The sequence below is a fragment of the Chitinophaga sp. H8 genome (assembly GCF_040567655.1).
Classification (GTDB): domain Bacteria; phylum Bacteroidota; class Bacteroidia; order Chitinophagales; family Chitinophagaceae; genus Chitinophaga; species Chitinophaga defluvii.
In genome coordinates this window covers 1,117,693-1,141,257 of the sequence record NZ_JBEXAC010000001.1, presented here as the reverse complement: position 1 = coordinate 1,141,257, position 23,565 = coordinate 1,117,693, and the positions used below count along the sequence as shown (strand labels likewise).

Below are 23,565 nucleotides of genomic sequence, written 5' to 3'. Positions count from 1 at the left end.
AATCATTCTTTTTTCGTTTAAGTTGTGGTTGCTTTATCTAATCACATTAATAGGCATCAAGCCATTGCGTAATTATTTATTGATCAGTGTCCTTTTAATCTTCGATAAGACCCCCTTAGGTTCCTCAGTTATTCCATATCCATAACCATATCCATAACCATATCCATAACCATAGCTCCCCCCTGCCTGGACATCATTTACAACAATATTTAATTTAGGCAATTTTTTTTGTATATATAAATCCTTTGTTAATTGTAATTGTTGTTTCAATGTGAAATTCTGGCGAACTATATAAAGTGTCGCATCAGCGACTCTGCCTAAGAGCTGAGCATCAGTCACTAAGCCTATTGGTGCAGAATCAATAATAATATAATCAAAATGCTTGCGCAACTCAATAAACAGCTTTTCTGTCTGCTCCATCAACAATAATTCTGCAGGATTAGGCGGAATAGGACCTGAAGTGATAATCCAAAAATTTTCATGAATACCAGAAGGTTTAATCAGGTTTTCGTACGAAACCTTACCAATAGCATAAGTGCTAAAACCAGTCGCGTTTGTAATTCCTAAATTCTCAGATATTTTAGGCTTCCTTAAGTCCATTTCCATTAGCACTACTTTTTTACCCGAAACAGCTAAAACAGAAGCTAAATTCGTTGAAACAAAAGACTTTCCTTCTCCACTCATACTAGAAGTAAGCAGTATTACTTTTTGGTCAACACCTGAAAGCACAAACTGCATGTTTGTACGTAAAGCGCGGAATTGTTCTGATATTGGACTCCGCGCATCTTTCCCTGTTACGATTAAGGCCTTCTCATCGCTATGTCCAATTTCAGCTAAAATGGCTACAGGAGTACCGGTTGTGATATCTTGCTTATTTTGGATCCGAATATTTAATAGATCCCTTAAATAGAGCCAAAGCGCTGGTATTGCAAGGCCTACTATAAGTCCTAATATGTATATCATCGAACGCTTAGGCTTAAAAGGTAATGCCTCACTTTTTGCTCCATCTATTATACTTGCAATTGCAATATTTGAAGATTTTGAGATTGCAGACTCTTCTCTTTTCTTAAGGAGAAACAGATATAGCTCCTGCTTTACTGTTTGTTGACGAGAATAATCCAAAAAAATTCTTTCTTTACCAGGAACCTGCCGTATTTTCTGAGTCAGTACATTAGAATTTCGTTGTAATTCATCTATACTTACTTTTATTCCCTGTTTCAATGAACTCAAATTATTCTGTAAATCTTTTCGTAAGCCAGCCAATTGTTCATCAATTACTTTAATAAAAGGGTTTGATTCAGTACTGGATATCAGCTGACGTTCACGTTCCAGTTGTAATGTATTATATTTACCTACCAGTGCAACAAAGGTTGGGTCCTGAACAATAAGAGAAGAGGGCACTATACGTTTATTATTCTTCTCATCTTTCATATACTGTTCTAAAGATTCAACCACGCTGTAACGAACTTGTTGGTCTGTTAGCTGTTTAATAAAATCAGAGGTACTTGAAACTAATAATTTGGCCTGTTCTCCGAGATCAGCTACTTCATTCACCTCTTTAAACTGTTGTATATTTTTTTCCACCCCCGTCAATTCTTCACTGACAAGCCCTAATCTGCTATCAATAAATGCTATTGTACTATCAACAATGCGATTTTTATCGTCCACACTGGCATGGAGATAACTATCAATTAATTTATTAAGTACTTTCTCTCCTTTCTCAGGGATTGTTGTTACGAAATCAAGGTCAATAGTGCTTACCTGCTTATTGGGGATATTAACATTAAGGAGTTTTTGATAATTCGCTACTGCGTTATCAACTGACAACACTTGAATGAGGTATTCTTTCTGTCCCAATGGAAACAACCTATTACGATCTATTCTAACAATTCCTTCAGGTAGATGCAAAGTATCATTCCACCGTGCTTCTTTTGAAAGATTTTCCCTTGTTAGTATAAATTTTTCTTCATTAAGTGGTTTTAATACATAATTAGCTTCATTAAGTGTATCTTTTAAAAATTGCCAATGAAATACAAATGGGAGTTTTTCAAACTGTTCTGATTTTTTCACATGTCCTCCAATGAAATAACTTACATGCAACTGCATATCCTTTACCACTTTCTCCATTAAAGACCGAGATTTAAGTATTTCTACTTCATTATCAACATTACTTTTACTGGAAAACATTTCAAGTTGCTGCAGAATCTCTTGTCCCGGTACATTCCCCCCCTTTTTATCATCCTGTACTAATATCTTAGCTGTTACTTTAAATGATGCAGTTGAATAACGCAAGTATAGCCAAGCAACCAAAACACCAGCAATCATACAAACTAAAAACCAATACCAATTTCTCATTAGTTTATCAAACAACTTCCTTGGATCGATTCCACCCGACTGTTCTTCAATAGAAGTTCCCGTATTGTTTAAATGAAGCATACCATTTGTATGTGTATTATCATGCATATTACGACATTGAAATATTAGAAGTTAACCCTTGAAGCCACAACAATAAGAAGTGATAAAACAGAAGCCATTATAGATATCCTTTTTACCTGAGCCATATCAGTTGATGCCACTTTGGATTTATTGGGCTCAACATACACTACATCCCCCTGTTGGAGATAAAAATAAGGAGAAGCAAAAAGTTTACTATCATTAAGGTTAAACCGTGCAAACTCCTTTTTTCCATCCTTTTCGCGAATCAGTAAGACATTTTCTCTTTTACCAAAAATAGTCAGGTCTCCGGCTATACCTAATGCATCTAATAGGGTTACCTTTTCATTTGGCATCATATACGTAGAGGGTTTAGCCACTTCTCCTAATATGGTGATTTTAAAATTTGCATACCTTACATTTACTACCGGATCTTTGTAAAACTCTGCCGCCTTAGTACGTAAACTCTCCCTCACTTCCATGGTAGTTAACCCCTTTACCATCACCTTACCAACTAGTGGCAAAACTATATATCCATCTTTATCTACCAGATATCCCGAAATATTGGTGTTAGGAGCAACGGCGGATGTACTTGAATTTCCAATAATAGGCCAGCTGGCGGTATTCTGTTGGTTTAGCAACGTTGTAGCTGCAGGATCCAATGTCTGGATACTAACTTGTAAAATGTCATCTACTTGGATGGTTGGAGTTTTGTAGACAGCTTGAGTAACTTCTTTACTATCAAGTGTATCAGCAATATCTTTGAAATAAGTAATATTTCTTGGTGTACTACATGCAAACATAAACATACAAACACCTGCTACAATCCCGACTCTAAACAAGGATTGGCCTTTTAAACAATTAAATAACCAGGAGTATTTTTCCTCAGAAGTATCCCTCATTTTTAACATGGTATATTTTTGCAAATGAAAACCCGACGCCAAGCAAATTTTATGCCGCGACTTAAAGGTTCCATAAATATTAGTTACATTTTTATTCTATCCTTATCCAGTTCTTCGTAAGTAGAATTTTTGCTAATAAACTCTGGGACTAACTTTTTCATCAATGCAACAGTTGGTGTTAGATAGTGCTTTTGAGCTGATTCTATTAGCTGGCTAACCTTTTCATCAACCTCAGAAAAGCTATAGCCACGCACTTTCGCTATTAAAATCTTTTCATGATACGTGGGGAGCGTATTTTCAGCATTATTCAATAACTCTTCATAAAGTTTTTCTCCGGGGCGAAGCCCTGAATACACAATCTGAATATCACGCCCTGGTTCCTTACCAGCCATTTTTATCATTTTCCGGGCCAAATCTACTACTTTCATTGGTTTTCCCATATCAAACACAAAAATTTCCCCCCCTTGTCCCATAGCACCGGCTTCCAATACCAATTGGCAAGCTTCTGGAATTGTCATGAAATATCTCGTAATATCAGGATGTGTAACAGTCAGAGGGCCACCACTTTCTAGCTGTTTTTTAAACCTTGGAATAACAGATCCATTAGAACCCAGTACATTACCAAACCGGGTAGTAATAAATCTAGTAGGAGGTAATCCATAAACGGGCCCTGTTTTCTTATATTGCTCATTAATCTGGTTATTGAAAGATTGTGTAAAGATCTCAGCAATCCTTTTAGAAGCTCCCATTACATTGGTCGGATTCACCGCTTTATCGGTAGAAACCATTACAAATTTCTCTACTCCAAATTCTACGGATAACTCAGCCAGGATTTTAGTTCCCAATACATTGTTCATCACTGCAATAGATGGATTACGCTCCATCATTGGAACATGCTTATAGGCTGCAGCATGATAAACAATTGCTGGAGCATACACCTCAAACAATTGCTGCATACGCACCCTGTCACATACATTACCTATATAACTGATAATAGGAATATTGGTAAGTTTTTCAGCTATTTCCAGCTCCAACTCATGCAATGGTGACTCAGCCTTATCACATAATACAATTACAGAAGGCTCATAACGGATGAGCTGACGCACGATTTCACTCCCTATCGATCCAGCTGCACCGGTCACCAATACGCTTTTCCCTTTCAATTCCTGGCTTAATTGCTCATTCTTAATATTTATAACAGAGCGTTCCAACAAATCCTCAATATTGATGTCTTTCAATTGAATGCTTTTAGTTCCCTCATTGATCCAATTGGCAACTGAACTTACTTTTTTCACCTTTATATCTAATGATAAACAATCTTCTACTAACTCATTCAAACGTGTGGCCTCCAATTGCTCATCTGCAATAATCAGGACGCTTACTTTCTCCTGCCTTACCAACTTTACTAATTGTTCCTTTTGTGCTGCGTAAATAGGTAATCCTTCCAAAGATTTTCCAGCATGAGCATTTTTATCTTCCAGAAATGCAACAACTCGAAATTCAGAAGTAGGATCATCACTTATAGCTTTTCTAACCATCAAACCCGTATGTCCGGTATTATAAATTGCCGCCCTTTCCCTGTTCAGGTTTTTAAAACTCCCGTAATATTTAAAGATCCATTTAACAAGTAGTCTATAAGACAAGAGGAAGAAAGTAGAAATGAAAAAGTTGATGAGGATAACAGATAAAGGAAAAATGTGTTTTGCTTCACTTAAAAGATTAGAAGCATCCACATTAAAATAAACAATTCCGCTAATAATATTCAAACAGGAAATCCGGCCAATATCTGCTAAACTGGTAAACCTTACTATGCCTCTGTAGGTACGTAAAAAAAGTGATAGTAAAAGATTAACACTAAATACCACCAACATGATGTTAGTGAGGGGATACTTAGCATAAGCATCCAGATCAAAATTCAATCTTAACAACAATGCCAGATTGATGGCAATTAAGGAACAACCTAAGTCTAATAGCAGTATTAGCCACGACGGGGTTATCCAGGTTCTCTGCGTCATAGGTTAAATTAATAAGATACGTTAAATTTTAATTTGAACATCCGATTACTGAGGTTAACACACTATTGTCACTGTTAAATTCAATAATCGGATAGATTATGTTCTTTAACCGTTGGCACTCAATTCACGTTGGCATTCAAATCTGGCGCAAAGTAAATACATAATGCTGTATGTTTCATTAAGAAATGATTAAGAACATAAAATCTTTTTATAACTTATATTTTTTAACTATAATATAGTAAAAAACAAGATTCGATTGTATTTTTAAAATGCTTGACCAGCAAGTGATCCGGGAAAGTATATTCATTCATCGTTATATATTCAAGTGTTGTTTTTATTAATTCGTTTTTTTTCCACATATATAACAACTGGATATCATATACTATTAAAAGATCCCTTATCTATTTGAACGGGCACTTAAGTATACTGGTTGTAAACTGCTTGTATTCGCATATAATAAGTACCTAAACCTGGTAAACATGGCAGGCACTACCCCAATAAATTGCTTTAAAAGTGGGAATGATTGTCTGGTGAGAATTGACATAAAAGATCGATAAAACGTTCGCATAAGTCTTGTTTTAAAATCAGGTTACTAACAATAAAAAACGATATGGTCTTCTCTTATCTTGATGCTCTAGTTAATCAAACACTATACCAAAAGATTTTGTTTAACTGGTTTCCCCTTATGGGGAATTTTAATCTCACTGGTGTAACCAGTTGTTTATTAGCCTTATGTATTATCCCAAACTAAAATGAGTTGTACACGTAATAATGCACAACTCATTTTAGTTTTAAATCCTTTACCCATTACCGGTACTTCTATTCCTTCTCCGCCTTAAACCCAGCGCCTTGCACTGCTGCCACTATTTTATCGGCTGTTGCATTACCTTTTACGGTTAAGGTTTTGGTGGCTGACTGTAAATCCACGCTCCAGTTCTCTGCTCCTACTGCTTCATCTAAAAGAGGGGTTACTTTTGCTAAACAACCTTCACATTTGATATTACTCTTAAATTTTAATGTTTCCATGTTCTACTTAGTTATTGAATTTTAAACAGAAATTATAATTTAACCATATTTAATCTCAGGCTATTACTTACTACTGACACTGAACTCAGGGCCATCGCTGCTGCTGCAATCATAGGATTTAATAAAAATCCATTGATAGGAAATAGGATGCCCGCTGCCAATGGTATACCAATGATGTTATAAATAAATGCCCAGAACAGATTCTGCCGTATACCCATTACTGTTTTCTTTGATAACTGTAATGCTTTAGGCACTGCTTGCAAATCAGAGGTAATGAGGGTCATTTTCGCTACATCCATAGCAATGTCTGAGCCTTTTCCCATGGCAATGCTTACATCTGCCTGTGCTAACGCATGACTGTCGTTAATACCATCTCCTACCATCGCTACTACCTTACCTGCATGCTGTAACTCCTCTACAAAGGCGGCTTTATCTCCAGGTAATACCTCTGCTTTATAACTGGTTAACCCTACTTGTTTGGCTACCGCTGCTGCTGTATGTGCATTATCACCTGTAAGCATATACACTTCAATTCCCCGGCTTTTTAGCGTAGCTATTGCTGCCTTTGAAGTAGCTTTTACTTTATCGGCTATAGCAACAATCGCGAGTACTTCACGTTTGCTGGCAAAATACACCACCGTTTTGGCCCCTTCCTGCCACTGTTTTACCAAACTGCTCACGGCTGTGGGGAGGGTAATTCCCTGCTCCTGCATTAATAAAGTGTTACCTATATAATACTGCTCATTTTCCAATACTCCCATCACTCCCTGGCCGGTAATACTCTGGAATCCCTGTAAGTTCACAGCCCGTGCTCCGGCTTCCTTTAAGTTTGTTACTACCGCTTCTGCCAATGGATGTTCAGATTGTAATTCCATTGTATACAGGATATCCCTGAGGCGTTCCTGATTACCTGATAACCATTTAATATCTGTTACTTCCGGACGCCCTTCTGTAATGGTACCGGTTTTGTCCAATATGACTGCATTTACTTTATAGGCCATTTCCAGACTTTCCGCATCCTTGATCAAAATATTGTTGGCAGCTCCCTTACCTACTCCTACCATAATTGCGGTAGGTGTGGCCAGCCCGAGGGCACAGGGACAAGCAATGACTAACACGGTTACTGCCGTCAGTAAGGCATGCGTAAAGGCATCATCTCCTCCTGCTACCATCCAGGTAATAAAGGTTAGTATGGCAATCCCTATCACGATGGGTACAAAAATCCCTGCTATTTTATCCACCAGCCGCTGTACAGGGGCTTTACTTCCCTGTGCCTCCTGCACCATTTTTATAATTTGCGCCAGCACCGTATCTGCCCCTACTTTTTCCGCCCTGAACCTGAAGCTGCCTTTCTGATTTACAGTGCCTGCAAATACCTGGTCTTTTTCTTTCTTTTCTGCTGGTAATGGCTCCCCTGTAATCGTGCTTTCGTCTACATAGGAAGTACCGCCGGTTACTACCCCGTCTACCGGTACCCGCTCGCCGGGGCGCACAATAATCGTGTCTCCCTGTTGTACTGCAGCAACCGGAATCTCCTGCTCCTCACCATTCATGATCACTCTTACCATTTTGGGTTGCAGTCCCATTAACTTCTTAATGGCTGAAGAGGTATTGGATTTAGCTTTTTCCTCCAACAATTTCCCCAGGGAGATAAAGGCGATGACTACTGCTGCTGCTTCATAATACACATGGGCATGCATACCACGCTGATGCCAGAACTCAGGATAGATCGTGTTAAATGCACTGAAAATGAATGCAATCCCTGTACTCATCGCTACCAGGGTATCCATATTGGCTTTCCCGTGCCTGGCCTGCTTCCATGCGTTAATAAAGAAACTACGTCCGAGGTAAAATACTACCGGTATGGTCAGCACCATTGAAATCCAGTTACCATATGGCATATCCATAAAGAACATCCCGATGATCATTACCGGAAATGCCAGTACAGAAGCCCATATCGTTCTCATTTTCAGCTGCCGGTAATGTTGCTGCTGTGCAGCTTCCTGTACTGCAGATGGATCTTCAGCGTCAATTACCAGATCATATCCGATTGACCTTATGGCAGTTTGTAACCCTGCCGGATCAATTGCCGACTCGTCATATGTTACCCAGGCTTGCTGATTGGCAAAATTGACCCCGGCTTCTTTCACACCTGGCGTTGCCTTCAGGGTAGATTCCACACTTACCGCACAGGCAGCACAAGTCATTTCCAACACAGGAAAAGTATGTTTAACCAATTTGCTGGCTGCGGCTTCCTGTTCTTTTCTGCCCTGCCTTGCTTTAGGTGCTATCAATGTATCTTGTGTCATTTGTATCCTTTTTTTAACAATACAAAATTAACACCTCCCCCTCCTCTGAGCTTTATACAATTAAGGATAAAGTTTATATCTTTTACTTGTAGAATAAAATCCACATCATGAACTGGCTAAAGCATGCGCAAATCAACAATTTGGGCATATTGATGACAGACCAACCTGAAAGACATTACCAATTTGCAGCATTTTCACGTATATTACCGTCGCAAAAATCCAGACTCATGTGCAAACAGTTCCAGACTGTTTAGTTCAGCAACACACCACCATTTATGAAATTATTGGATATTGACAATAACAGTAAGATGCCGGTATACCTGCAAATTGCAGCCTCTATTATGGCAGCAGTACGGGACGGCCATCTGGTGCGGGACCAGCAAATTCCTTCTATTAATGAAATGAGTGAAGAATACCTCCTTTCCAGAGGTACGGTAGAAAAAGCCTACAAAGAGCTCAGAGACAAAAAAGTAATTATTTCTGTTAAGGGTAAAGGGTATTTTATTAATCGTACAGATATTAATATCCCCCTAAGAGTATTGCTGCTTTTCAATAAGATCAGTAATTATAAAAAACAAGTATACAATGCGTTCGTAAAAACATTAGGGGACAATGTTTTTATTGATCTTCATATCCACCATTGCAACGTACAGCTGTTTGAAAGCCTCATCAATAATCATCTGGGGGATTATGATTATTATGTAATTATGCCCCATTTTTATGACCAGAAAGAAAAGGCGGTAGAAATTATCAAACAGATCCCTCCTGCACAATTAATCTTGCTGGATAAAGACATTCCTGAAATCAACAGGCCCCATGCTGCTATTTATCAAAACTTTGAGAAAGATATTTATGAGGCGTTATATGAAGCATTACCTTCCTTAAAAAAATATACCAGCCTGGTATATGTGAACCCAGGCATTGTTCCTTATCCACCGGAAATAATGAAAGGCTTCCGGTATTTCTGCCGCACCCAGGACTTTGATTTTTCCATTATAGAAGGTATTGAATCCAACACACCTGTTAAAGCAGGTGAAGCTTATATCGTTATTGAAGAAACAGATCTGGTTAACCTGGTAAAAAACTGCCGCAATAAAGGCCTGGTCATTGGTAAAGATGTGGGGATCGTTTCTTACAATGAAACGCTGTTAAAAGAGATTTTGCTGGATGGTATCACGGTTATTTCTACCGATCATGAGCAAATGGGGATTACTGCGGCCAGGATGATACAGGAAAAACGCAGAGAACTCGTCAAGAATCCTTTTAAACTGATACTGCGCAATTCCCTGTAACGCACTGCTATGCCAGTCCTGAAAAAGACTATCCTACCACAAATATAGCAAGGCTCTTGGCGCCATGTGCGCCCAGTACCAGTGATTGCTCTATATCCGCTGTTTTGGAAGGGCCGGCTATAAACACACCAAAACCGGTATTGGGGCCACCTATTTTTTCATATACCTGGTGCATGGTGGCCACCAGATTATGTTTGGATAATACAATGGCCAGGTGCTGACAGATAAAAGGGAGTACTCTCACTTTCATGTCCTGTTCTTCCATCCATATTGCTCCATTTTCAGCCACTCCCCATTGCCCGGGAATAATGGCCATATCTACATTTTCCAGCGCATGTGCATCCGTAGTTTGCCACTCCTCCTGATCATTCACCGGATAATAAGCAGGGTCTACTGCTATCACCCGCTCAATATGTGGGTAATGCTCCCTGAGCAAAGGCGCTATAGCAGTATAGTCAGGTATTTCAAACAAGATAGCTCCCAAGCCTTCCACCACTTTCCGGAAAGCGGACAGCTCACCTGGTGTAGTCATGTCAAAACCTGCCAGTGATGGTAATGCTGTTGCTGCTGGTTGATTTGCTTTTACTGCGGCCAGTATTTGTTCCCTGCTGCTCATTTGGATCCTTTATTTTTTTTATACCAATCTGCAAAAGATGTTTTAGGGGCTTCCGGCATCTCCCGTTGTTTATACCAGGGGTTTAGTTTATTATTTACCATTCCCGGAAATGCCCGCAATACCCATCGTCCCATTTTCCCTGCTGTTTTATAGGTTCCGGGACTTGATAATACGGTATTCATCATTTTCATACCCACTTTTTTGGAGGTGGCAGTATAGCCTTCCTTCACCAATACCTGCCGCCACTTGTAAAGCTGCTGGTGAATATCAATTTTCACCGGGCATACATTGGAACAGGAGCCGCATAAAGTAGAAGCAAAGGGTAAGTCGGCATACTCTCTCATATCCAGATTGGGTGCCAGGATAGATCCTATCGGACCTGCAATGGCATTATGATAACTATGCCCGCCACTGCGCCGGTATACCGGGCAGGTATTCATACAGGCAGCACACCGTATACATTTAAGGGAATTACGAAAATCTTCCCGGCCCAGTTGTTTGGTCCGGCCGTTATCTACCAATACGATGTGCAACTGCTGCCCTTTTCGGGGCTGACGGAAATGACTGGAATAGGTAGTGATGGGCTGTCCGGTAGCACTGCGCGCCAGCAAACGTAAAAATACGCCCAGATGATGCCGCTGCGGAACAATCTTTTCAATCCCCATACAGGCAATATGTATGTCTGCCAGGTGCGCCCCCATATCGGCATTCCCTTCATTGGTACATATAACCATTTCACCGGTGGAAGCTACTGCAAAATTAACCCCTGTTATAGCTGCATTTGATTGCAAAAATTCTTTGCGGAGATGCTGCCTGGCGGCGGCAGTCAGGAATTGAGGATCTGCATTGCCAGCAGGTGTTCCCAAATGTTCATGAAACAACTCTCCTATCTCTTCCTTCTTTTTATGAATACAGGGGAGCACAATATGACTGGGCGGCTCTTTAGCCAGCTGCACAATACGCTCTCCCAGATCAGTATCAATTACTTCAATTCCGTTTTCTGCGAGGTAAGGATTCAGGTGGCACTCTTCTGTGAGCATGGATTTACTTTTTACCATGCGTTTCACACCATGTTGTTTTAATAATTCCAGCACGATCCGGTTATGCTCTGCTGCATCTGCTGCCCAATGCACCACTGCACCATTCTGTTGTGCATTCCGTTCAAACTCCTCCAGATATCCATGCAGGTTGCCCAGCACATTATTCTTGATTTGTGAGGCGGCCTCCCGTAATGCTTCCCACTCCGGAATACTCCAGGCCATACGGTCACGTTTCTGACGCACCCACCATAACGTTTCATCGTGCCAGTTAACACGAGGCTCGTTCTCATTAAAATGATCTGCTAACGAAGAATGGTCTTGTATTGTATGGTTCATCTTAATTTTTTAGCAGTTAGCTGTTGGCAGTTAGCCTTTCGCTGAATGTGTTTTACTGAAGATGGTCACATCCACTGTACTTTCGTTCTCCTCAGATGCTTTGATTCAGTATTTCTGCGATATGCATCACCTTTATCGGACTTTTTTGCCGGCGCAGGATACCTTCCAGGTGCATCAGGCAACTCACATCATTACCGGTAATTACTTCTGCCCCATGCTTCACATGATCAGAGATGCGGTCTTTTCCCATCTTAACAGATACCACTTCCTCGAATACACAAAAAGTACCCCCGAAGCCGCAACATTCGTCTGTTCTGTCCAGTGGAATCACTTCCAGGCCTTCTACAAGATTCAATAATTGCATGGGCTTGGAAAAAGGTGCTGCCACCAACTCGCTCATCTGAGAAAGTCCTAACCCACGCTGACCATGACAGCTCTGGTGCACTCCCACTTTATAAGGAAATTTCGCAGGCAGTGTTTTTACCTGCAATACATCTGTGAGGAATTCTACCAGTTCATATATATTATTACGGATAGATTGTGCTGCCGGTTCCTGATGAGGATCATGCAAGTGATCCTTAATATGGAGTACACAACTACCGGAAGGGCCTACAATATAATCGTAGGCAGCAAAATTTTTAATAAACAGCTCATTACAGCCGTGCGTAAGATGTTCAAAGCCCGAATTAGCCATAGGTTGCCCGCAGCATGTTTGTCCTTGCGGATATTCCACCTCGCAACCTAATTTCTGCAGCAATTCCAATGTGGCGATACCTACCTGCGGATAAAACTGATCAATGTAACATGGAATAAACAATCCAACTTTCATGAACCTAAAATTTAGCATGATACCTGGTACCGCTTCGTACCCGGTATCCCTGTTTGTTCCTTCATCTAATATTCCTCTTCTGTAACCGCTGCAGATACATAGTATTTTAACGCAACCAGATCACCAGGTAAAGGCAAATGATTCCAATGCTTATGTATAGCCAGTGCAGCACCAATAGCGGTAGCCTGCGCCACTGAAGCGGCATACACTTCCATTCCCGGAAAAGCTGCAGCCAGCAGGTGCATGAATACCGGGTTTTTACTAAAACCTCCGTCTACAAAAATACGCTTCACATTGGTATTGTCAAGAACCAATCCCGTGGAGTATTTTTGCGCTACAATGATATTCAGGAGCAATTGGTGGTATGCATCTTCATATGAGGCAAATTGACTGGGATCCAAGCTTTTAAAAAAAAGCAAATTAGTATCAGTATTAGCAATCGAAGTATTATTAATAAGCTGGGCTTTCTGCAACCGGCTTACAATAGCAGGGTCAAATTCAACCGTTTTATAAAAGTCAAGCGGTACATTAAAATATTCCGCCAGTTTTTTGGTTTGCTGTTCATGTTCATTCCCGGCAAACAAACGGGAGGCTTTAACCGGCTTACCATGATATTCCAGATAACACAAACAGTCCTGTTGCAGCTCTGCTGATGTAAGTGGTGTTTGATTAAATGGATTCAGCGTGATACACCAGGTACCAGTGGAAATAAGCACAAAAGGCTCAGAAAAATTAGCCAGGTACGGAATCAATGCAGCAGAACTATCGTGCAGGCCTATACCTGTAGGATAAGTACGCCCGTTGAGCGACACCTGAACAACTTCATTTGACGGAAAGATGGGCGCCAGTTTCTCTGATATCCCCTCCTGCTGCACCCACGTATGATATTGCTGACGGGAAAAATCCCATAGCTGGGTATGACAACCGATACTTGTAATGTCACTATATACCTGACCTGTGATCAGATAACTAATATATTGCGGTAAATGAAGCGAGTAATGAATGGCTTCATATAACCGGGGATGTTCATATTTAAGCCGGTATAAGAGCATACCTGAATTAAGATGCCCCAATACCGGGGAAGCTGTAGCCGCAGATACCGCTACCTCTCCACCATAAGTATTATAGAATGTTTGTTGCAGTGCCTTAGGGTAAGGCTTCAGGTAATTGTACAAGGGAGCAATTACTTCCCCTGCTCCATTGATGTGCACAAAGCTGGCACCATAGGTCGAAAAATTCATGGCTTTCACCTCAAACCCTGGCAACTGCAGTATTTCATGCAGGCTTTGCCGCATCCATGTAGTTAACAATGCGATGTCTTCACAGGCATCTCCATCTTCATCCGTCGTTTCTGCAAACTGTGCGGATTTCTCATACACTATTTTGTAATGCTCATCAATCAGAAATACTTTCTTGTTTGTTTTTCCAATATCAAAGACGGCTATTACGGAGGAGGACATATTCTTGAGCTTTTAGCTTTTGGCTGTTAGCTGTTAGCTACGGTATTGCATGATCAGCGGCTAAAGGATAGTATTCTTGTTTTTTGCTTTAGCCATGTATACATAATCACAGCTTATTGAAAACAACCATTATTATTAAACTTTTAACTGTTGACCGTTAACGATCGCTATTTATTACGTGGCTAACAGCCAACAGCTAAAAGCTATTTTTTACAGTCCCGTTGCTACGGTTTTACTGCCTCTTTCTTTAATTAGATTTTCTCTTACTTTCTGTTGGCGGTACATGCCTAACGGATCTAAAGCACCACCTGCCAGCATACGTGCCTGTGCTACCAGCGGGCGTACGTCTGTACGGTATGCCTGCTGCAATATTTCCTGTGCAGCCACAACATCGTTGGATTGTTGCGCAGCACTCAGTGCTTTGGTATCTACCAGCAATGCCTGTGCATACGCTATCATGATAGCTTCTACAGACTGCAGGAGATCTTCCAGCGGATCTTTTACATTATGGGAGGCATCAATCATCCAGCCCAGATCGGTGGCGTGATTCATCCCGCGTGCATTCATCCCATCTACCAGCTCATTGAAAATAAGGAATAACTGGTAAGGGTTGATGCTACCTACTGTCAGGTCATCATCTCCATATTTGGAGTCATTAAAATGGAAACCTGCCAGTTTACCTTCCATGAGTAAAAGCGACACAATCTGCTCAATATTGGCATTAGGCAGATGATGGCCCAGGTCTACCAATGTATAAGCCTTAGGCCCCAGTTTACTGGTAAATAACAGCGACTGGCCCCAGTCCCCTACTGTAGTGGAATAGAAATTAGGTTCAAAAGCTTTGTACTCTACCCAAACTTTCCAATGATCCGGTAATGCGCTATAGATTTCCTGCAGGCTTTCCAGCGTACGTTGAAAAGCGCCTCTGAAATTCAGCTGGCCAGGAAAGCAGGAACCATCCGCCAGCCAAACGCTGAGTGCATCAGATCCTAATGCTTCTCCATATTTTATTACTTCGATATTATGTTCAATCGCCTGCTTCCGTACTGCTTTATCTGTATGTTGCAGAGAACCATATTTATAACTCACTGCCTGCCCCGGCTGATCCTGGAAGGTATTTGAGTTCATGGCGTCAAAGCGCAGGTTGTGCTGCGCTGCCAATGCTTTCATAGCAGCGGCATTATCAGGAATATCCCAGGGAATATGCAGCGAAATAGCGCCACTGGATTGATTCAGCGCATGCAGCATGCCCACATCTTCTATTTTTTCTTCCAGGCTTCTGGGCTCACCTGCACCGGAAAACCTGCCAAAGCGTGTGCCACCGGTACCCAGTGCCCAACTTGGAATAGCTACCTGGAACTCCTGCAACAGCTTTAATACTGCCGACACGTTGTTCACCTTTTCCGCAACAAACGAGTAGTTACGTTCCTGCGCTTTTAGCAGGCTGTTATTATATTCCGCTATCTGATACTGTTCTATTTTCATAACATGGTTCTTGAGAAAAGTAAAGTACAAATTATCTTACAAATGCAGTGGCGACCCCTCCATCTACATTCATTACATTACCGGTAGACTTATTCAGCAACCCGCCTACAAAAACGAAACAGGCGTTTGCAATATCTTCCGGTAAAATGATCTGGTTCAAGAGGGTGCGTTTTGCATAGTATGCAGGCAATTCTTCCACTTTGATGCCGTATGCCTTGGCACGTCCTTCTGCCCAGGCACCTGCCCAGATTTTACTATCTGCAATCACCGCATCAGGGTTCACTACGTTTACCCGTATATGGTCTGCTCCCAGTTCTGCAGCATTCAAACGGCTCAGGTGCATCTGAGCTGCCTTGGCGGAACCATATCCGGCATTGTTTGGACCTGATACCAGTGCGTTCTTGCTCACAATATTGATCACATCCCCACCGGTACCCTGTTTACGCATTACTTTAACCCCTTGCTGTGTTACCATAAACTGCCCTTTTACCAGTACATTGTACAGCAGGTCCCAGTCATTTTCTGTATGATCTTCCAATGGTTTTGAAATGGAAAGTCCGGCGCAATTCACTACAATATCCACTCCTCCAAAAGCCAAGCTGGTAACATTATAAGCGTTGGTGATCGCTTCCATGCTGGTAACATCCAACAGGGCGGTAGCAAACACATCTTTGCTATAATACTGATCCAGGTCCGCCTTTGCAGCCGCCAGGCGATCAGCATCATTATCATTGATAATTACGCAAGCACCTTCATCTGCAAATTTGCGGGCAATAGCTTTACCGATACCACCTGCGCTGCCGGTAACCAATGCCACGCGGCCGGATAATGCTTTAGGCTTAGGCATACGTTGCAGTTTAGCTTCTTCCAGCAACCAGTATTCTATATTAAATGCTTCTTGTCTGGGCAGAGAGGTATACTCAGATATCGCTTCTGCACCTTTCATTACATTAATCGCATTGATATAAAACTCTGCCGCTACTCTGGCTGTTTGTTTGTCTTTGGCAAACGTAAACATACCAATACCGCGGTACAGTATTACTACCGGGTTAGCATCGCGCATGGCAGGGCTGTTCGGGTGTTTGCAGGCATTGTAATAGTCTGCATACATCTTGCGGTAAGCCTCAAATTCAGGTACCAGTTTGGCCCTTACTGCCTTTGCATCTTCCAGGTCTTCATCAGGCTGCAGGCTGATAACCAGCGGACTGATTTTAGTACGCAGGAAGTGGTCAGGACAACTTGTTCCCAATGGTGCCAGCCTGTCCAGATCATTTGAATTGATGAATTCCAATACGCGGTCATCGTCTGTAAAATGTCCCACCATGTGGGTAGTACCGGAACAAAGACCACGCAATACCGGAGCAAGTGCAGCGGCCTGTTTTAAACGTACCTCCTTGGGAGATGCAATCATTTGTGCACCACCAAAAACAGGACGTTTCTTTCCGTAGTTCTTCTCCAGGTATTCCGCACAGGCTTCAATTACTTCCAGTGTGTTGATATAGCTTTCGTAAGCCGTATCCCCCCAGGTAAACAAACCATGTGATCCGAGCATAATACCGCGGATACCAGGATTTTCATCCAGGCATTGTTTTAGTTTCAGTCCCAGATCAAAACCGGGGCGTTGCCATTCTACCCAACCTATTTTTCCTTTGAACAGTTCCTGTGTAATCTGCTTGCCGTCTTTAGCAGCGGCAATAGCAATAGCTGCATCCGGATGTAAATGATCAATATGTTTAAATGGAAGGAAACCATGTAAAGGCGTGTCAATAGACGGTGCACGGGATGCCAGGTCAAAAATGCAATGGTTGAATAATTCCACCATTTCATCTTCATACGCTACCCCACGGTATACGTTGGTAAGGCTACGCAACCGGTCTACATACAAAGCAGCCAGGCCGTTCCTTTTCAGGGTACCCAGGTCACCACCGGAACCTTTTACCCACATTACTTCTGTACTTTCTCCTGTGAGGGGATCTTTGGCCATTGCCTTACATGAAGTATTACCGCCACCATAGTTGGTGAGCCGCAAATCTGCTCCCAGTAAATTAGACCTGTAAATCAACAAGGCTACCTCATCACCGGCCAGTGCAGCCGCTTTAGCCTCATCCCATAAATAGCTTACGTGCTTGAAATTTGTAGATGCTGAAACAGACATATGATTGTGTTATATTTTTTAATAATAGTCGGCACTTAAGCCAATTGTATCTGATAAGCCGAAAACTTTCTAATAAAGCTTTAAGCCTGTTGTTACATGATGTATATACTACTTCTATCTGATGCTGCAGCTTTACACTGCATATCACCCATTAATCATTCAGCGAGTTGCCATAGCCCACCAGCATTACAGACAGCATAATGACAAGCACACCGGCCAGAATGGTTTTAAATGTAGCCTTGCTTACTCCTTTCCACTCCCGCAAGGTAAAGCCCCACAGACTGGAGATGAGAATGATAAATGCCATATGCAGGATCCAGGAGCTGGCGCCATTGCCCAGCTTACTTTCTCCCATACCATAAAAGAAAAACTGAAAAAACCAGGTAGTACCTGCCAGCGCGGCAAAGAAATAGTTTCCTACCAGTGGGGTTTTCTTATTGGTGTAATCTCCAAAGCTCTTATTGCGGATATTCAGCAGTACACACCACAGCAGGTTGGTGGTAAGTCCTCCCCATAACAACACCACAAAGATCACATTGTTCTGGAATAAAGGGTTTCCTCCCATTTCTACAGCCACTGCTGCCATTGGTTTTCCGGCTTCGATACCAAAATTGAAACAGGCACTCAGGATACCGGAAATAGTAGCTACGATCAGCCCTTTTGATAAATTAAATTCCTGTATTCCTTCCTTCTTTTGTTCATCAGACAGTTCTCTTTCTTTCATCACACCTGCTTTTCCGCAGATCGCAATACCCAATAAACATACTGCCACGCCGGCCAGTACCATCAGGCCACTGTTGCTATGCAGCATTGCGGTAAATGTATGTTCCGTATTACTGGTAAACAGGTCACGGTAAATAGGTGGAATCAATGCCCCAAAAGCAGACGTGTAACCCAGGGCTACAGACATCCCCAGTGACATACCCAGGTATCTCATCGCCAGGCCGAAGGTAAGTCCTCCGATACCCCATAATACCCCCATGAAATAAGTCCAGAAAAGGGTTTCACTTTCTGTTTGACCAATAATCTTTAAAAAATCGGGAACCGTAATCCATGCTGCCAGAAAAGGAACAATCAGCCAGGAAAAGAATCCGCCTACTATCCAATAACTTTCCCAGGCCCAGTTTTTAACTTTCTTAAAAGGGATGTAAAAACTGCCGGAAGCAAAGCCACCGATAAAATGAAAAATGACGCCTAAAATTGCTTGCATACTTGTGTGGAATTAAATGGTATCAGTTCATAACCGGTAAGTACATTTTAACGGCCGGGCAAGTCACTTAAAAGTTTCAGGCCATGTGCAGCTAACAGATTCATTACCTGCTCAAATGTAGTTAATGGGTAACAGGCAACTATCCTATGCCTACCTATTGGATGGAGATATTTTTCCGGGGTAATAATAACGGGGAACAGGCGTATTAAATACGGTTGTTAAGCGGATGATTTGAATGCAGGGGTTATAAACGGATACGCTTCCCGTATTCTTCGCGGTTGCCATCTTTCCAGTGATTTTCAAATATGCTGTCCATGATCCGGTCTATTTCCGGTTCATCCGCTTTCGTAGCAGCATACCATTTAGCGGTAAATATAGCATATTCATCTGCGCCGCTATCGGCGTTCCAGCGCATACGCCGTAGTAAGGTACCCGCCCAATGGCTCACCTTTTCCTCAAAGGAAAACTTTGGATATGCTTCTTTCCAGAACTTCAATCGTGCTTTGTCAATTTCCCTGACTTTTCCGGTGGGTTTTCCAGCAGGCATAGCATTGTAATTAGTATTTACCTATCGGCATTGTTCCTACGCTAACAAATATATAATAATTTCAATATTAAAAGGAATAAATACGTAACTTATGCTTTTCTTTCCAGGTCAAATGCAGTGGCCAGCAGTTCATAGGAATGTAATCTGTCTGCCAGTTGGTCGGTAATCGTAGCTATTACGATTTCATCTACCTGATAAGCTGCCGCCAGGTGTTCCAGCCGGTCTTTCACATGCTCCGGTGTACCGGCTACCATACGGCCCCGGTTAGCTGCTACCCTTTCCAGTTCAGCAGGCGTATAGGCATATCCTTTAATATCTTCATAAGAGAACTGCCTGTCCGCCAGGCCTTTTTCCAGGCTCAGCAGGCGGAAATCCATGACTGCCTGCAGTTCTTCCGCCTTTTCCTGGGTATCTGCACAAAAAACGAAGATCCCCACACTGGCCTGGGGATGTGCCAGTCTTTCAGAAGGCCTGAATTGTTGCCGGTAAGCCTGTACCGCTTTGGGCCCACCCACCGGATAGATAAAATGCGCAAATGACAAGGCCATTCCAAAATGTGCCGCCAACAATCCACTTTCTCCGCTGGAGGTCAGCATCCACAAATCAGGCACTGTATCAATATGAGGAATTGCCTTTACTTTTTCATGTACCGAACCAGGTGTAACCGTATCCGTTAGGTATGCTTCCAGATCTTTTACCTGTTGTACAAAGTCGCTGGGATTAAAGGTATTGGAAGGGTTCAGCACATGCGATGTGAGCCGGTCTCCGCCGGGTGCGCGACCAATCCCCAGGTCTATTCGTCCCGGAAATAATGCTTCCAGCAAGCGGAAGTTTTCTGCTACTTTCAGGGTACTGTGATTAGGCAGCATAACCCCACCGGAACCAACACGGAGGTGCTTTGTTTCTCCCGCCAGACGGGCTATCAGTATTTCAGGTGAAGCACCTGCCAGACTTCGGGTATTATGATGTTCGGATAACCAGTAACGGGTATATCCCAGTGTATCTGTCAACTTTGCCAGTTGCACACTTTCTTTCAAGGCTTCTACTGCATTACTTCCTTTTCTGATGGGTGACTGATCCAGTACACTCAGCTTTAATTTACCACTAGCCATATGATTTATTTTACCTCGCTGGTCCTCATATAATGTTGTTGTACAGCTCTGATCTCTGCATAACTGGCGACTGCTCCCAGCCGTTCTTTTACCGGCCCGGCAGCTGTAGCGCCCAGCTCTTTTATATGAGGCAGGATGATGTTTATTTTTTCTTTAGAAACAAAACGTTCCAATTCCAGTTCACCTGCATTTACGCACTGCATCAGGTGGCTCTCAATGGTACTTTCTGCCAGTTGGCGTAAAGCCGCTATTTCCTTCAGGCTCTTACCGCCCAAAAACAGTTCCAGTGTTCCTTTCCGGCTGCTGCCCACTTCCGCCTTTTTCTTTTTAGCCGGCGGAGGCAATACTTTTGCAACTTCTTCGCGCAATAAGCTATAATCTTTCAGCCCTTTATTAAAAGTCATATCACCATAGGAAGCCTCCCAGATCGACTGCAGCTTAGCCCAAAAATCGCCTTCTAATCCACTCAGCTGCGCCAGGTATTTTTTCCATTTTGCGTCTGGCTTGATACCAGCAGCATGTTGTCTTAAAGGCCGGATCAGTCCTTCGTAAATAGCTTCTGTAAAATAAGCGATGGCTTTGCTTACCCGATGCTCCATCAGGCCGGGTTCGCCGGTTTGCACCGCATTATCAAGCAATGTTTGTAACTGCTGGCAAAAACGGGTACTTACTTCCTGCATTTCTTCCGCTTTACCAATCAGCTGGCGGCTCAATTGCAGCGGCCCATCCAGGTCCGGCAGCTTTCTATCCTGCAACCAGGCCATATGACTACGTAACGTAGTTTGCAGCCGGTACCAGTCAAATACGCGCAACATGCTCCCAGCCCAGAAAACTTTCCGCTCTATTTCCAGCAATACGACCAACTCATTTGCAGCTGTTTCTTTTTGTGCAAAATCCATTACCTGCAAATCGGTTTTTATGCTGCTGAAGTTGATCCTGGAATGCAATACCAGTCCTTCCAGTGAGGTACACCGGCTCAATGCCACATATACCTGTCCCGGTGCAAAAGCATACCCTGCATCAATAATGGCTTTTTCAAAAGTGAGCCCCTGGCTTTTATGGATGGTAATCGCCCAGGCCAGGCGTATCGGGAACTGGGTAAAGCTGCCCAGCTCTTCTTCTTCTATGCTATCATTTTCTTTATTAAAAGTATAACGGATATTCCGCCAGGTTTCTTTTTCCAGAAAAAGCTCTTCGTTGGAGTCGGCCAGTATTACAGATATCTGGCTGTCATTGATACTTTTTACCGTTGTAATTTTACCGTTATAATAACGGCGTGGTTCTGCAATATCATTTTTCAGGAACATCACCTGCGCACCTGGTTTTAATTGCAGCACCATTTCCGTAGGCAACGCTTTATCACTGAATTCTCCGTCTATCTTTCCTTCAAATTTATAGACAGGCCCCGGCATCGCCGCCAGTCTGCCGGCGTTGATTTCATCTGCTTTCCGGTTATGAGTGGTAAGTACAATGAACTGCCCGCCTTCTCCTGTAAACTGCGGATGATAACGGCGGTTCAAAACCTGTAGGTCTTCTGCAGTTATTTCACTATTCCTGACCCGGTTCAATACCTCAATAAATTCAGCTTCATTTTGCCGGTAGATCTTCTTCAGTTCAATATACAGTGGTGGTACCTGTTCTACCACCTTTGCATCAAAAAAGAATCCGCTGTTATAATATTCACGTAAGATCTGCCATTCTGCTTCAGGCACTACAGGAGGCAACTGGAAAAGATCTCCGATGTACAATACCTGTACCCCGCCAAAAGGCAATAATGGTTTATTGCGGAAGTAACGGAGGATCTGGTCCATGGCATCCAGCATATCACAGCGTACCATACTCACTTCATCAATGATGAGCAGTTCCATTTCCTGCAAAAGGGCTTTCTTGTCACTGGTGAAACGGATATTCCGGAATAAGGTATGTTTATCGGTGGTATTATCTCCTGAAAAGCCCCGTTTGGTACCAGGAATAAAAGGCCCAAAAGGCAGCTGGAAAAACGAGTGCATCGTTACGCCGCCAGCGTTAATTGCAGCTACACCGGTAGGTGCGATTACCACTGTATTTTTGCGGGTATGCTCTTTAATGTATTTGAGGAAAGTAGTTTTCCCTGTGCCCGCTTTACCGGTCAGGAAGATATGGCGGTTAGTATGGTTTATAAAATCTGCCGCCAGGTGAAAGATGGTATTTGTATTATCCGGTTGGGGCATACTGCGAAAAAATTAAAAGAGCGAAGATACAAAAAGATCAGGGAGCAGCCAAAGGGAACACGCTGCCGGCCCCGTCATCCTACGTATTAAAAAAGAAAAGCTGTACCAGTGATGGTACAGCTTTTGAAATCCTTTCGGACTTGTTCGTAACTATTTTATCAGCCTTACTGAATGTATTCTTTGTTAATAAAGTAACGAGCGTAATGGCATTATAATAATAGTTATGCCAGTCTAACGTTTACCGCGTTTAAACCTTTTTTACCTCTTTCAACGTCGAAAACAACTTTGTCATTTTCACCGATGTTTTCTTTAACGCCGGAAATATGAACAAAAATTTCCTGACCGGTTTCATCTATTTTAATGAATCCAAATCCTTTTGCTTCATTAAAAAATTTCACTACTCCTGTTTGCATTATATTAATTATTAATTGTGAACATTTTAAACAAACTGCTATCCTTGTTAAATAGTTATTTCAGTCTGACTTTCAAGAAAAATGTAAAAACAGTGAGGATGTAAAAGAGGAAAATTACATACAGATTGAGATACAATCCTTCTTAAGAAGTAATTAAAGGTAATACTAAATTTGG

General features: G+C 42.2%; 17 protein-coding genes. 1 reads left to right on the top strand and 16 read right to left on the bottom strand.

All coding sequences use genetic code 11. From position 1 onward, the window contains the following. Positions 1 to 72 precede the first annotated feature (72 nt). The 5 genes from ABR189_RS04355 to ABR189_RS04335 all read right to left on the bottom strand — a co-directional run bounded on the left by ABR189_RS04355 (position 73) and on the right by ABR189_RS04335 (position 8,685). Positions 73 to 2,463 (bottom strand): GumC family protein, encoded by a 2,391-nt coding sequence (locus tag ABR189_RS04355; protein ID WP_354659224.1) that lies wholly within the window; start codon positions 2,461 to 2,463, stop codon positions 73 to 75. Positions 2,464 to 2,480: 17 nt separating this feature from the next. Further along, entirely contained in the window at positions 2,481 to 3,344 is an 864-nt protein-coding gene (locus ABR189_RS04350; RefSeq protein ID WP_354659223.1) for a polysaccharide biosynthesis/export family protein, read from the bottom strand. Positions 3,345 to 3,418: 74 nt separating this feature from the next. Then, positions 3,419 to 5,350, bottom strand: a complete 1,932-nt coding sequence (locus ABR189_RS04345) for a polysaccharide biosynthesis protein (protein ID WP_354659222.1) — start codon at positions 5,348 to 5,350, stop codon at positions 3,419 to 3,421. A gap of 819 nt (positions 5,351 to 6,169) precedes the next feature. Next, positions 6,170 to 6,376 carry a heavy-metal-associated domain-containing protein gene (locus tag ABR189_RS04340; RefSeq protein WP_354659221.1) on the bottom strand — a complete coding sequence of 69 codons (207 nt, stop codon included), beginning with the start codon at positions 6,374 to 6,376 and terminating at the stop codon, positions 6,170 to 6,172. A gap of 32 nt (positions 6,377 to 6,408) precedes the next feature. After that, entirely contained in the window at positions 6,409 to 8,685 is a 2,277-nt protein-coding gene (locus ABR189_RS04335; RefSeq protein WP_354659220.1) for a heavy metal translocating P-type ATPase, read from the bottom strand. A 275-nt stretch (positions 8,686 to 8,960) separates the two neighbouring features. Between ABR189_RS04335 and ABR189_RS04330 the strand changes: the two genes are divergently transcribed. Then, positions 8,961 to 9,977 (top strand): GntR family transcriptional regulator, encoded by a 1,017-nt coding sequence (locus tag ABR189_RS04330; RefSeq protein ID WP_354659219.1) that lies wholly within the window; start codon positions 8,961 to 8,963, stop codon positions 9,975 to 9,977. Between the two features lie 28 nt (positions 9,978 to 10,005). On the opposite strand, the gene ABR189_RS04325 is transcribed toward ABR189_RS04330, so the two are convergent. From ABR189_RS04325 to ABR189_RS04275, 11 genes are all read right to left on the bottom strand, one after another. Then, a complete protein-coding gene (locus ABR189_RS04325; protein WP_354659218.1) occupies positions 10,006 to 10,593 on the bottom strand; it encodes a LutC/YkgG family protein in 588 nt (195 codons plus the stop codon). Further along, positions 10,590 to 11,969 carry a lactate utilization protein B gene (locus ABR189_RS04320; protein ID WP_354659217.1) on the bottom strand — a complete coding sequence of 460 codons (1,380 nt, stop codon included), beginning with the start codon at positions 11,967 to 11,969 and terminating at the stop codon, positions 10,590 to 10,592. Before ABR189_RS04320 ends, ABR189_RS04325 begins: the two co-directional genes overlap by 4 nt. A gap of 91 nt (positions 11,970 to 12,060) precedes the next feature. Beyond that, a complete protein-coding gene (locus ABR189_RS04315) occupies positions 12,061 to 12,798 on the bottom strand; it encodes a (Fe-S)-binding protein (protein WP_354659216.1) in 738 nt (245 codons plus the stop codon). 65 nt (positions 12,799 to 12,863) lie between these two features. Beyond that, a complete protein-coding gene (locus ABR189_RS04310) occupies positions 12,864 to 14,258 on the bottom strand; it encodes an FGGY-family carbohydrate kinase (protein WP_354659215.1) in 1,395 nt (464 codons plus the stop codon). A gap of 210 nt (positions 14,259 to 14,468) precedes the next feature. Continuing rightward, a complete protein-coding gene (locus ABR189_RS04305; protein WP_354659214.1) occupies positions 14,469 to 15,743 on the bottom strand; it encodes a sugar isomerase in 1,275 nt (424 codons plus the stop codon). Positions 15,744 to 15,774: 31 nt separating this feature from the next. Next, entirely contained in the window at positions 15,775 to 17,898 is a 2,124-nt protein-coding gene (locus tag ABR189_RS04300) for a bifunctional aldolase/short-chain dehydrogenase (RefSeq protein WP_354659213.1), read from the bottom strand. 151 nt (positions 17,899 to 18,049) lie between these two features. Beyond that, on the bottom strand, positions 18,050 to 19,108 hold the full coding sequence (gene rhaT / locus ABR189_RS04295) for an L-rhamnose/proton symporter RhaT (RefSeq protein ID WP_354659212.1): 1,059 nt from the start codon (positions 19,106 to 19,108) through the stop codon (positions 18,050 to 18,052). 244 nt (positions 19,109 to 19,352) lie between these two features. Beyond that, positions 19,353 to 19,655: a hypothetical protein gene (locus ABR189_RS04290; RefSeq protein WP_354659211.1), complete on the bottom strand. Its 303-nt coding sequence runs from the start codon at positions 19,653 to 19,655 to the stop codon at positions 19,353 to 19,355. Between the two features lie 89 nt (positions 19,656 to 19,744). Continuing rightward, positions 19,745 to 20,767, bottom strand: a complete 1,023-nt coding sequence (locus ABR189_RS04285; protein ID WP_354659210.1) for an LLM class flavin-dependent oxidoreductase — start codon at positions 20,765 to 20,767, stop codon at positions 19,745 to 19,747. A gap of 5 nt (positions 20,768 to 20,772) precedes the next feature. Then, the gene (locus ABR189_RS04280; protein WP_354659209.1) at positions 20,773 to 22,977 is read right to left on the bottom strand and encodes a helix-turn-helix domain-containing protein; all 2,205 of its coding nucleotides are present in this window, start codon (positions 22,975 to 22,977) and stop codon (positions 20,773 to 20,775) included. A 221-nt stretch (positions 22,978 to 23,198) separates the two neighbouring features. After that, positions 23,199 to 23,390: a cold-shock protein gene (locus tag ABR189_RS04275; protein ID WP_354659208.1), complete on the bottom strand. Its 192-nt coding sequence runs from the start codon at positions 23,388 to 23,390 to the stop codon at positions 23,199 to 23,201. Positions 23,391 to 23,565 lie beyond the last annotated feature (175 nt).

Excerpts from the sequence above, each read along its gene's own strand:
- ABR189_RS04355 (WP_354659224.1), bottom strand. The coding sequence starts at position 2,463 with ATGCATGATAATACACATACAAATGGTATGCTTCATTTAAACAATACG.
- ABR189_RS04350 (WP_354659223.1), bottom strand. The coding sequence starts at position 3,344 with ATGTTAAAAATGAGGGATACTTCTGAGGAAAAATACTCCTGGTTATTT.
- ABR189_RS04345 (WP_354659222.1), bottom strand. The coding sequence starts at position 5,350 with ATGACGCAGAGAACCTGGATAACCCCGTCGTGGCTAATACTGCTATTA.
- ABR189_RS04340 (WP_354659221.1), bottom strand. The coding sequence starts at position 6,376 with ATGGAAACATTAAAATTTAAGAGTAATATCAAATGTGAAGGTTGTTTA.
- ABR189_RS04335 (WP_354659220.1), bottom strand. The coding sequence starts at position 8,685 with ATGACACAAGATACATTGATAGCACCTAAAGCAAGGCAGGGCAGAAAA.
- ABR189_RS04330 (WP_354659219.1), top strand. The coding sequence starts at position 8,961 with ATGAAATTATTGGATATTGACAATAACAGTAAGATGCCGGTATACCTG.
- ABR189_RS04325 (WP_354659218.1), bottom strand. The coding sequence starts at position 10,593 with ATGAGCAGCAGGGAACAAATACTGGCCGCAGTAAAAGCAAATCAACCA.
- ABR189_RS04320 (WP_354659217.1), bottom strand. The coding sequence starts at position 11,969 with ATGAACCATACAATACAAGACCATTCTTCGTTAGCAGATCATTTTAAT.
- ABR189_RS04315 (WP_354659216.1), bottom strand. The coding sequence starts at position 12,798 with ATGAAAGTTGGATTGTTTATTCCATGTTACATTGATCAGTTTTATCCG.
- ABR189_RS04310 (WP_354659215.1), bottom strand. The coding sequence starts at position 14,258 with ATGTCCTCCTCCGTAATAGCCGTCTTTGATATTGGAAAAACAAACAAG.
- ABR189_RS04305 (WP_354659214.1), bottom strand. The coding sequence starts at position 15,743 with ATGAAAATAGAACAGTATCAGATAGCGGAATATAATAACAGCCTGCTA.
- ABR189_RS04300 (WP_354659213.1), bottom strand. The coding sequence starts at position 17,898 with ATGTCTGTTTCAGCATCTACAAATTTCAAGCACGTAAGCTATTTATGG.
- rhaT (WP_354659212.1), bottom strand. The coding sequence starts at position 19,108 with ATGCAAGCAATTTTAGGCGTCATTTTTCATTTTATCGGTGGCTTTGCT.
- ABR189_RS04290 (WP_354659211.1), bottom strand. The coding sequence starts at position 19,655 with ATGCCTGCTGGAAAACCCACCGGAAAAGTCAGGGAAATTGACAAAGCA.
- ABR189_RS04285 (WP_354659210.1), bottom strand. The coding sequence starts at position 20,767 with ATGGCTAGTGGTAAATTAAAGCTGAGTGTACTGGATCAGTCACCCATC.
- ABR189_RS04280 (WP_354659209.1), bottom strand. The coding sequence starts at position 22,977 with ATGCCCCAACCGGATAATACAAATACCATCTTTCACCTGGCGGCAGAT.
- ABR189_RS04275 (WP_354659208.1), bottom strand. The coding sequence starts at position 23,390 with ATGCAAACAGGAGTAGTGAAATTTTTTAATGAAGCAAAAGGATTTGGA.